Raw genomic sequence first — 10,619 nt, forward strand, 5'->3', positions numbered from 1 at the left:
CCCGAGGCCGAGCCGCTGCAGCACCCGCGACAGGATCGCGGCCCCGGCCGGCCAGCGGACCATCCGGATCGACAGCATCGGCGCCAGGGTCACCAGCCGCCGGAAGCCGAGCGCCACGACGCCGAGGCCGAGGAGCACCGCGCCCGACGAGGCCGCGACCGACCCCGCGATCACCATCGCGAGTCCGCTCTCCAGACGCACGTACGGGAAGCCCTGGATCACGGCGGCGCAGCCCCCGATGATCATGGCGGCGGCGAGCGCGAACAGCGCAGCGATCATGTTACTCTCTGACACGGGCCGGCTGACGGCCGGCGCTCAAGGCGTGCCGCACAGTAAGGCCTAGCCGTCATATTGCAAAACTCGGGGCCGAGATGTTCGGGAAACCGGAATAGTCGGGATCTCCGCCGGCGATGCCCGGGCCGGCCCGCCCGCGGGTCGCGCCGTCGGCACGCCGATCCGCGATCGGCGGAACTTCCCGCGCCAGTTCCCGCCCCGCGGTGGCGGAACGGCGTTGCCGTCCCGCGGCCACCGACTTACCTAGCGGGCTCTCGACTCGGGAGCCCCCGCCGGGGACGAGGCCGCCCCCTGCTTAGCGGAGATAGACGCGATGACCTTCACCCTGCCGGAACTGCCCTACGCCTACGACGCGCTGGGGCCGTACATGTCGAAGGAGACCCTCGAGTTCCACCACGACAAGCACCACAAGGCCTATGTCGACACGGGCAACAAGCTGCTTGAGGGCACGGATCTCCAGGGCAAGAGCGTCGAGGAGATCGTCAAGGCCGCCTACAACACGAATCAGCCGCTCTTCAACAACGCCGGCCAGCACTACAACCACATCCACTTCTGGCAGTGGATGAAGCCGAACGGCGGCGGCGCGATCCCCGGCGCGCTGGCCAAGAAGATCGACGAGGACCTCGGCGGCGCCGAGAAGTTCAAGGCGGACTTCATCCAGGCGGGCGTCGGCCAGTTCGGCTCGGGCTGGGCGTGGCTCGCCGTCAAGGACGGCAAGCTCGCGATCATGAAGACCCCGAACGGCGAGAACCCGCTGGTGCACGGCGCCAAGCCGATCCTCGGCGTCGACGTGTGGGAGCACTCCTACTACATCGACTACCGCAACCGCCGGCCCGACTACCTGAAGGCGTTCATCGAGAACCTCGTGAACTGGGAGCACGTGGAGAAGATGTACGCCGAGGCGACCCGCTGAGGCGACCCGCTGAGGCGACCCGCTGAGGCTTGCCGCCGGTGCCGCGGATCCTGTGTCCGCGGCACCCTTGAGGTGGCGCACGAAACCGGCTCTTGATGCGCCCGACGCCGGATGACCCGGTGCAGAAGGGTCCGGCCATTTCCCCTCGATCGACTCGCGCGACGCTTCGACCGTGCTCCCGCCCGCCCCCGCCGCGGGGTGAGGGGAGGGGCGAGCGCCCCGCCCGATGATCCGCTCCATCCTGTCCGTCGGCGGCTGGACCCTGGTCTCGCGCGTCACCGGCTTCGCCCGCGACGTGGTGATGGCCGCGGTCATGGGCGCCGGGCCCATGGCCGACGCCTTCGTGGTCGCCTTCCGGCTCCCGAACCATTTCCGCGCGATCTTCGGCGAGGGCGCGTTCAACACCGCCTTCGTGCCGGCCTATGCGGGGCTCGCGGAGGCCGGCGAGCCCGGGGCGGCGCACCGGTTCGCCGACCGCGTCTTCACCCTGATGCTGATCGTGCAGCTCGTGCTGCTCAACCTCGCCCTGCCGGCCATGCCCTGGGTGGTCCACGCCCTGGCGCCGGGCTTCGCCGAGGGCGGCGAGCGCTTCCAGCTCGCCGTGGCGCTGACCCGCATCACCTTCCCGTACCTGCTGTTCATGACGCTGGTGACGCTGCTGTCGGGCATCCTGAACGCCCACCGGCACTTCGCCGTGGCGGCGGGCGCCCCGGTCCTGCTCAACCTCGCCATGCTGGCGGCCCTGGGGTTGAGCTTCCTGTTCCCGAACGCGGCCTACGCCGCCGCCTGGGGCGTCGCGGTCTCGGGCGTGCTCCAGTTCGGCCTGCTGTGGTGGGGCTGCCGCCGGGTCCGCGTGATGCCGGACCTCGCCGTCCCGCGCCTCGATCCCGCGCTCAAGCGCTTCTTCGTCGTGCTCGGACCCGCGGTGATCGGCTCGGCCGGCTTCCAGATCGCGGCCTTCGCCGACACGATCATCGCGAGCTGGCTGCCCACCGGGGCGGTCTCGGCGCTCTACTACGCCGACCGGCTCTACCAGCTGCCCTTCGGCGTCATCGCCATCGCGGCCGGCACCGTGCTGCTGCCGGAGATGAGCCGCCGGATCGCGGCCGGCGACGTGGCGGGCGCCCACGCGGCCCAGAACCGGGCCGCGGGCTTCTCCCTGGCCCTCTCGGCGCCGTTCACGGTGGCGTTCCTGACCATCCCGGGCCTGATCATGGCGGCCCTGTTCCAGCGCGGCGCCTTCAGCGCCGAGGACGCGGCGCGGGCCGCCTCGGTGCTGGCGGCCTACGGCTTCGCCCTGCCGGCCGTCGTGCTGGTGCGCAGCGCCGTCGCGAGCTTCTACGCCCGCCAGGACACCAGGACGCCGCTCTGGGCCTCGCTGACCGCGATCGGCGTCAACGTGGCCCTGAAGCTGTGGCTCACCGGTCCCTACGGCGTCACCGGCCTCGCGCTCGCCACCGCGGTCGCCCAGTGGGTGAACCTGCTGCTGCTGCTCGTCCTGGCCAAGCGCCGGGGCTGGACGGAGCCGGGGCGCACGCTCGGCCTCACCGTCGCCGGGGTGGCGCTGGCCTGCCTCGGGCTGGCGGCGGTCGCCGTCTACGGCCAGGGTCTCGTCCAGGCGCTGGTGCCGGCCTTCCCGCACGGGCGCGACCTCGTCGTCCTGGCGGTGCTGGGGCTCGCCGGGGCCCTGGTCTACGGCGGCCTGCTGGCCGGCCTGCTGCACCTGTTCGGCCTGCGCCTGCGCCGGGCCTGAGTGACCCGGCCGGGCTCGCCGCCGGGCGGGTTCGGCCCCAGATCGGGCGAGAGACCCAGTGAGGAACGCCATGACCGACGCACCCAATCCCCTCGCGGGCGTGAAGGCCGCGGTGTTCGACGCCTACGGCACGCTGTTCGACGTGAACGCCGCGGTCCAGCGCTACGCCGAGGCGGTGGGGCCGGACGCCGCCCATCTCTCCGAGGTCTGGCGCAACAAGCAGCTCGAGTACAGCTGGACCCTGTCGCTGATGGGCCGGTACGCGGCCTTCTGGGACCTCACCGTGCGGGCCCTCGACTACGCCCTGGCGATCCACCCCAAGGTCGATCCCGGCCTGCGCGAGCGGCTCCTCGACGCCTATCGTGACCTCGAGGCCTACCCCGAGGTCCCGGGCGTGCTGGCGGCCCTGCGCAAGCGCGGCATCCGCACCGCCGTCCTCACCAACGGCAACGCCGCCATGGTCGACCGGGCGGTCGCCTCGGCGGGGCTCGCCGACCATCTCGACGCGGTCCTCTCGGTGGACGACGCGCAGGTGTTCAAGACCCATCCCGACGCCTACCGGATCGCCCTGACCCGGCTGGCGGTGGGGCAGGGCGACGTGCTGTTCTGCTCGTCGAACCGCTGGGACGTGGCGGGGGCGCGGGCCTTCGGGTTCCGGGCCGCCTGGGTCAACCGCAGGGGCCTGCCCGACGAGTACGCGGATCTCGCGCCCACGACGGTCGTCGAGTCCCTCGACGGGCTGCTCTGAGGCGGATCTGCAGCCGCGTCCGGCGCGGGCGTGCCCATTCCGTCCTTGCGAGCGCAGCGAAGCGATCCGGGGACACGCTACGTCCGGGCAAAGCGCGCTGCCCCGGGTTGCTTCGCTGCGCTCGCGAGGACGAGGCGGACAGCGCGCCGTCACGGACCTCCGCCGCAGCTTATCTGGTACACGATCGAATTGGACCGTTTGGCGGATTCTTAATCCTCCCGGTGTTGGATCATCCTCAACACGAACGGGAGAAGTTTCGCGTGTCCTCGAACGGTTCCTTCACGACGATCCGCGCAGGGGCCGCAGCCCTCGCGGTCACCCTGGTGCTCGGGGCGGTTGCCCCGGCCGCCGCCCGCGACCAGACCGGTGCCATCGTCGGCGGCCTCGCGGCCGGCGTCGTCGGCGGCATGGTCGGCAGCGCCCTCGTCAACGGCGCGAACCCGCCGCCGCCGCCGCCCCCGCCGGAGTACCGCCCGCGCCGCGTCGTGGTCGAGGAGCCCGAGACCATCGTGGTGCGCGAGCGCCGCGGCCCGATCTGCCACTACGAGCGCCGCAAGGAGTGGCTCGGCGACGGCGAGTTCACCTACCGCCGCGTCGAGGTCTGTGAGTAAACCGCACGCGCGGCTCTCGGACTGGCGCCGCGTCCCCCGGGGGGCGCGGCGCGTCTCATTTCACCACCAGCCAATCCTCGACCACCAGGGCGTCGAGGCCGGTGGTGTAGAACATCAGGATCGCGTCCTCCGCGCCGTGGAGGATCGGCTTGCCCATCACGTTGAAGCTCGTGTTGAGCAGGATCGGCACGCCGGTGATCTCCGCGAAGGCGCCGATCAGGGCCGCGTAGGCCGGGTTGCGCGCCGCCGTGACGCTCTGGAGCCGGCCGGTTCCGTCCGCGTGGACCACCGCCGGCACGCGGGCGCGGACCGCTTCGCGCCAGACCAGCGTGCGCTCCATGTAGGGGCTGTCGGCGTAATCCTCGAACCAGTCCGGCCCGGCCTCCGCCAGGATCGACGGCGCGAACGGCCGGAACGCCTCCCGGTACTTCACCTTGGCGTTGAGCGCGTCCTTGGCGCCCTCCGGCCGCGGATCGGCCAGGATCGACCGGTTGCCGAGCGCCCGGGGCCCGAATTCCGCCCGGCCCTGCACCCAGCCGACGAGGCCGCCCTCGGCGAGGATCCGCGCCGCCGCGCGGGTCGCCTCCGCGTGGCCGACGCGCCGGGCGCGGGGCTCCTGCTCGGCGAGCCGNGCGAGCCGCTCCATCGCGCCGGTCGGGACCCGGGAGCCCAGATAGGGCGAGAGCGGGCGCTGCGCCGGCAGCGGCCCGGCCCAGTCCGGATGGTCCTCCGCGTAGGCGAGCCAGGCCGCGCCGACCGCGTTGCCGTCGTCCGCCGGGGCCGAGGGCACGTGCAGCCGGGTGAAGCCGGACCGGCCGAGCACCCGGCCGTTGTAGGAGGAGTTCAGCCCGCAGCCGCCCGCGATCACGAGGTTCTCGGACGGCGCCAGCGCGCGGGCTTCCGCCACCAGCGCGTCCATCAGCGTCGCGAACAGGTCCTGGCCGCAGCGGGCGAGGTCGGCCCAGCCGGTCTCCAGGGCGTCGGCCGGGCGGCGCGCGCGGATCTCCGCGGCGACCGCCCGGATCGTCTCCGCGTCGGCGTAGCGCAGGCGGTGGCCCTCGACCGTGCACAGCCGGCCGAGCAGCGCGGCGAGGTCCGGGTCGGGCCGGCCGTAGGGGGCGAGCCCCATGATCTTCCACTCCTCGCCCTTCACCTGGTCGAAGCCGGCGAGGTCGGTGATCAGGCCGTACAGGAAGCCCAGCGAGCCGCGCCCGCGGTGGCGGCGCAGCTCGCTGATCCGGCCGCCCTCCAGGCGGTAGATCGCCGCCGCGCCGGTCTCGCCCATGCCGTCGACCACCAGGGCGGTGGCCGTCTCGAAGGGGCTGCCCCAGAGGCCGTAGGCGGCGTGGCACAGGTGGTGCGGGTAGCGCCGCTGCCCGGCGATCGTCGCCCGGGGCGCCGCGCCGGTGATCCGCGCCTCCTGGTTCAGGGCCAGCAGGGTGCCGTGGCCGGCCCGCTCCTGGGCGCCGTGGAGGTCGGCGATGAACACCCGCTCGGCCTGCTCGGGCACGTAGGAGCGGTTGAGCGCCGTGGTGTGGGCCGCGAGCGCCGTGAGGTCGAAGGCCCCGGCGCCGGCCTGGCCCCGCAGGAAGTCGGTGAATTGCGGGCCCCAGGTGGAGGCGACCACGAGCTCGGAGCCCGGCGGGACGTACGCCTTGAGCAGCGCCGCCATCGCGGACGGGGCGTCCGGCTCGCAGTTCGGCGCGCGCTTGTACTGCAGGGCGCGCTCCGCCGCCTCGGCGAAGAGCAGGGTGCCGTCGGGCCCGACCAGGGCGAGGGCCGGATCGTGGAAGGTGGTGGCGAGGCCGAGATAGAAGCGCATGTCCACGGGGGGTAGCGCATTTTCGCGCCGGACGGAGCCCGGCACGTGCGCGAGGTGCCGTCCTTGCGCCGCCGTCCTTGCGCCGCCGTCCTTGCGAGCGGAGCGAAGCAATCCAGACGGCGCCACGCTTCCCGATGTTCCGCTGCACCGGATTGCTTCGCTGCGCTCGCAATGACGAAGCGCGCCGCCCGCTAGTGCGGGGCGACGCGGCGCTTCGCGACGAGGAGGATCGCCGCGCCGGCGAGTCCCGACAGGGCCGAGCCCGCGAGCACGCCGAGCTTCACGGCGGTCTCGTGCTGCGGGTCCGGGAAGGCGAGGCCGCCGATGAACAGGCTCATGGTGAAGCCGATGCCGCACAGGACCGCGACCCCGTAGACCTGCCCCCAGCCGGCCCCGGCCGGGCGCTTGGCCCATCCCAGCGCCACCGCCAGCCGCAGGCTCGCGAACACGCCGGCCTGCTTGCCGAGGAACAGCCCGGCCGCGATGCCGAGCGTCACCGGCTGGAGCAGGGCCTCGGGGGTGAGACCGGAGAGGTCCACACCGGCATTGGCGAAGCCGAAGACCGGGACCACCCCGTAGGTGATCCAGGGCGCGAGGGCGTGCTCCAGCCGGTGCAGGGGCGAGTGCGCGTCCTCCGGCCGGCCCGGGCTGACCCGGATCGGGATCGTGAGCGCGAGCAGCACCCCCGCGATCGTCGCGTGGATCCCGGAGCGGAGCACGAGGACCCAGAGCACGAGGCCGAGCAGCCCGTAGGCCGGGAGCCACCCGATCCCCGCCCGGTTGAGGCCGTAGAGGGCGGCCAGCACCAGGGCGGCGAGCCCCAGCATGGTGAGGTCGAGGCCGGAGCTGTAGAACAGCGCGATCACCACCACGGCGCCGAGGTCGTCGACGATGGCGACCGCGCTGAGGAAGATCTTGAGGGAGACCGGCACCCGCGAGCCGAGCAGGGCCAGGACGCCCAGCGCGAAGGCGATGTCGGTGGCGGCCGGGATCGCCCAGCCCCGCAGGGTGCCGGCGCCGAGATTGGCCAGCGCGTAGAGCGCGGCCGGGACCGCCATGCCGCCGAGCGCCGCGAAGCCCGGCAGGACCCGGTCGGGCCAGGTGCGCAGCCGCCCGTCGAGGGCCTCGCGCTTGATCTCCAGGCCGACGAGCAGGAAGAACCCGGCCATCAGGCCGTCGTTGATCCAGTGCTGGACGCTCATCGGCCCGAGGGCGGCGTGGAGGGCGTGCGCGTAGGTGTCCGCGAGCGGCCCGTTGGCGACGACCAGCGCCAGGGCCGCCGCCGCCATCAGGATCAGGCCGCCCGCCGCCTCGCCGGCGAGCAGCGTGCGGATGATCGAGAGGGGGCGCGGGCGCCGCCTCTGCGGGATGCTCTCGGGGGTGGGCGACGTCATCGCGGCAGGCCTTGCCGCGCATCGCGCGGGGGCGCAAGCGCCCGGAGGACGATCCTACGACGTCCGACCCAGGGCCGCGCGGATCAGCGCCAGCCCGTCCGGGCTCGACCACGCGGCCGGCCCCTTCATCACCCCGATCGTGCAGCCCTGCGCGTCTACCAGCATCGTGGTCGGGAGGCCGGGCGACTGCGTGTCGCGCTGGACGACCGGCAGCACGCGCCCGCCGGGATCGGCGTAGAAGGCGAGGTCGCGGATGCCCGCCTGCTTCAGCCATTCCGGCGGCTTCTCGAGGTTGCGCGTGTCGACGTTGATGGCGACGACCTGGAAGTCGGGCCCGCCGAGCTGCGCCTGGAGCCGGTCAAGGGCCGGCATCTCGGCCTTGCAGGGCGCGCACCACGTCGCCCAGAGATTGACGAGGAGCAGCCGGCCCCTGAGGTCGGCCAGCCCGGTCTCGGCGCCGTCCGGCCCCTTGAAGCGGATGTCCGGCGCGGGCCGGGCCTGCGGCGGGGCCTGCATGGCGGCGACCTCGCCCTTCGCGGCCGCGTCGACCCGGGGCCCCCCGCGTCCGGGGCCGCCGCCGCGTCCTGGGCGTGGGCCGCCGTCGCGACCAGGCAGGTCCCGCCGAGGACGCCTCCGACGAGGCCGGTGACCAGCCCGGAGGCGAGCAGGGCGAGGGCTCCGACCGGGAGCGAGCGGGGAACGCGGACCATCTTCACTTCCTGACGACGGGCGGCTCCGTCAGGAGCCGGACCGGGGTTCGGGATTAGTGAAGCTTGCGTAAAACGTCGGCAAGATGGCGAGGCGGGATCCGTCGACAATCAGACGGCGCGCGCTTCCGTCGCCAGGGCCGCGATGACGCCGGCCGGAACCGGCAGCGGGTCGACAGCCGGGCCGGCGGGCACCGCGATCGCGTTCGGCTGGACCGGCGCGGCGCGCTTGCGGGGCGGGTCGTTGTAGGGGGTGTTGTAGCCCTTGCGCACGGCGGCCCAGTAGGCCTCGCGCGTCAGGCCCGAACCGGTCAGGGCGGCGTCGATCATCGCCGTGGCGTGCGCCGCGAAATCCGGCACCTCCTCCGTGTTCAGCCAACTCTCGACAGGCATCCTGCGAACTCCGATCCAGACGGCGAAGCTTGTAGCTGAGCGGACTTAGCCAGACGGTGAACGCGCGGGCGGGACGAGGGTTGCAATGCACAATTTCGAACGGTCCTGTGGATGAGCGGTCGTGACCCTCCGTCTCCCGGGCCGCCCTACGCCCGGTGAACGACGACGGTGAACCCTTCCGCCGGCGCCGGCGGCACGACGTGGCGGCCGAACAGGTCGAATTCCGCGTCCGTCACCGTGGAGGGATGGGCGCCCGCGGCGCTCCGGAGGCGGGCTCTGCAGACCGCGTCGGCCACGTCGCGGACGCCGATCTCGGGCGCGGCTCCGTGAATCGACGCGGTCGTGCCCCCTCCGCCATCCGCCGGGCGACGCCGGTCCCCGAGGGCGGGCGGCTCAGCCCAGCCGCTCGATCCAGGCCTGCGCCTGGCGCCGGACGTTGTCGGGCGCGGTGCCGCCGTAGCTGGTGCGGCTCGCCACCGAGTTCTCGACGCCCAGCACCGCGTAGACCGCCTCGGTGATCCGCGGCTCCGCCTCCTGCATCTCGGGCAGCGACAGCGCCTCGAGCCCGACGCCCTTGGCCGAGGCGACGCCGACGAGGCGGCCGGTGACGTGGTGCGCCTGCCGGAACGGCAGGCCGAGCTCGCGCACCAGCCAGTCGGCGAGGTCGGTGGCGGTGGCGTAGCCGGAGCCGGCGGCGCGGCCGAGCACCTCGGCGTTGGGCTCCAGGTCCTTCACCATGCCGGTCATGGCGGCGAGGCACAGGGACAGGGCCTGGAGGGCGTCGAACGTGCCCTCCTTGTCCTCCTGCATGTCCTTCGAGTAGGCGAGCGGCAGGCCCTTCATGACGACGAGCAGGCCGGTCAGCGCGCCGATGATCCGGCCGCTCTTGGCCCGCACCAGCTCGGCGGCGTCGGGGTTGCGCTTCTGCGGCATGATCGACGAGCCGGTGGTGAAGCCGTCCGACAGCCGCACGAAGTTGAACTGGGCCGAGGTCCAGACCACCAGTTCCTCGGCGAAGCGCGACAGGTGCACGGCGCAGATCGAGGCCGCGGCGAGCGCCTCCAGGGCGAAGTCGCGGTCGGCGACCGAGTCGAGGGAGTTGGCGGTCGGCCGGTCGAAACCGAGCGCCGCCGCGGTGGCGTGCCGGTCGATCGGGAAGGAGGTGCCGGCGAGCGCGGCGGCGCCGAGCGGGCACTCGTTGAGCCGCGCCCTCGCGTCGCGGAACCGCCCGCGGTCGCGGGCCAGCATCTCGACATAGGCGAGGCAGTGGTGGCCGAAGGTCACCGGCTGGGCCGACTGGAGATGGGTGAAGCCCGGCATCACGGTGCCGGCGTGCTTCAGCGCCGCCTGGCTGAGGGCGCGCTGCAGGTCGGCGGCCTGCTGGTCGAGGGAGTCGAGGGTGTCGCGCACCCACAGCTTCATGTCGGTGGCGACCTGGTCGTTGCGCGAGCGCGCCGTATGCAGGCGCCCGGCGGCCGGGCCGACGATCTCGGTCAGCCGGCTCTCGACGGACATGTGGATGTCCTCGAGCTCGCGCTTGAACGCGAAGGTGCCGCCCTCGATCTCGTCGCGCACGGACTTGAGCCCGGCCTCGATCGCGGCCACATCCTCCGCCGGCAGGATGCCGGCCTGGCCCAGCATCGCCACATGCGCCAGCGAGCCGCGGATATCCTGGGGCGCGAGGCGCTTGTCGAACCCGATGGAGGCGTTGATCTCCTCCATGATCTCCGCCGGGCCGCTCGCGAAGCGGCCGCCCCACATCCGGTTGCTCATGTCGATCCTTCCGCGCCCTGACCGTCCCGAGGCCCGAGCCTGATGCCCGGCCGCACGCCCATCCTGGCCGGCGCGGGCGTCGCCGCGCTCGCCGTCCTCGGCCTCGCCCTATACGGGAGCGGTCTCCTGCCCGGCAACACGGGCGGCGCCCTTCAGCCCTGCGCCGCCGCCAAGCCGGCGCTCGCCCGGGTCGACGCGGCCGCGAAGGGCG

The 10,619-nt window shown here is 73.3% G+C and carries 9 protein-coding genes and 2 pseudogenes; 4 read left to right on the forward strand and 7 right to left on the reverse strand.

The features are described from left to right. Positions 1-279: pseudogene (locus MMR14E_RS13615) on the reverse strand (hypothetical protein); the annotation flags it as partial. A gap of 328 nt (positions 280-607) precedes the next feature. Between MMR14E_RS13615 and MMR14E_RS13620 the strand changes: the two are divergent. From MMR14E_RS13620 to MMR14E_RS13635, 4 genes are all read left to right on the forward strand, one after another. Further along, positions 608-1,207, forward strand: coding sequence for a superoxide dismutase (locus MMR14E_RS13620; protein WP_020091320.1), 600 nt, complete (start codon positions 608-610; stop codon positions 1,205-1,207). Positions 1,208-1,433: 226 nt separating this feature from the next. Further along, positions 1,434-2,960, forward strand: a complete 1,527-nt coding sequence (gene murJ, locus MMR14E_RS13625) for a murein biosynthesis integral membrane protein MurJ (protein ID WP_331315017.1) — start codon at positions 1,434-1,436, stop codon at positions 2,958-2,960. A 70-nt stretch (positions 2,961-3,030) separates the two neighbouring features. Next, the gene (locus MMR14E_RS13630) at positions 3,031-3,708 is read left to right on the forward strand and encodes a haloacid dehalogenase type II (RefSeq protein ID WP_331315019.1); all 678 of its coding nucleotides are present in this window, start codon (positions 3,031-3,033) and stop codon (positions 3,706-3,708) included. A 260-nt stretch (positions 3,709-3,968) separates the two neighbouring features. Further along, positions 3,969-4,319, forward strand: a complete 351-nt coding sequence (locus tag MMR14E_RS13635) for a hypothetical protein (protein WP_331315020.1) — start codon at positions 3,969-3,971, stop codon at positions 4,317-4,319. 55 nt (positions 4,320-4,374) lie between these two features. On the opposite strand, the gene MMR14E_RS13640 is transcribed toward MMR14E_RS13635, so the two are convergent. The 6 genes and pseudogenes from MMR14E_RS13640 to argH form a co-directional block, all read right to left on the reverse strand. Further along, positions 4,375-6,141: a carbamoyltransferase gene (locus MMR14E_RS13640; protein WP_331315030.1), complete on the reverse strand. Its 1,767-nt coding sequence runs from the start codon at positions 6,139-6,141 to the stop codon at positions 4,375-4,377. 191 nt (positions 6,142-6,332) lie between these two features. Continuing rightward, positions 6,333-7,535: a Na+/H+ antiporter NhaA gene (nhaA, locus tag MMR14E_RS13645; RefSeq protein ID WP_331315022.1), complete on the reverse strand. Its 1,203-nt coding sequence runs from the start codon at positions 7,533-7,535 to the stop codon at positions 6,333-6,335. Between the two features lie 54 nt (positions 7,536-7,589). After that, a pseudogene (locus MMR14E_RS13650) lies at positions 7,590-8,245 on the reverse strand (TlpA family protein disulfide reductase). Positions 8,246-8,353: 108 nt separating this feature from the next. Then, entirely contained in the window at positions 8,354-8,635 is a 282-nt protein-coding gene (locus tag MMR14E_RS13655; protein ID WP_331315024.1) for a hypothetical protein, read from the reverse strand. Between the two features lie 146 nt (positions 8,636-8,781). Further along, positions 8,782-8,931, reverse strand: a complete 150-nt coding sequence (locus MMR14E_RS13660) for a hypothetical protein (RefSeq protein WP_331315026.1) — start codon at positions 8,929-8,931, stop codon at positions 8,782-8,784. A 97-nt stretch (positions 8,932-9,028) separates the two neighbouring features. Then, positions 9,029-10,408: an argininosuccinate lyase gene (gene argH, locus MMR14E_RS13665; RefSeq protein WP_331315028.1), complete on the reverse strand. Its 1,380-nt coding sequence runs from the start codon at positions 10,406-10,408 to the stop codon at positions 9,029-9,031. Positions 10,409-10,619 lie beyond the last annotated feature (211 nt).

This window comes from Methylobacterium mesophilicum (genome assembly GCF_036441335.1).
GTDB classification, from domain to species: domain Bacteria; phylum Pseudomonadota; class Alphaproteobacteria; order Rhizobiales; family Beijerinckiaceae; genus Methylobacterium; species Methylobacterium mesophilicum_B.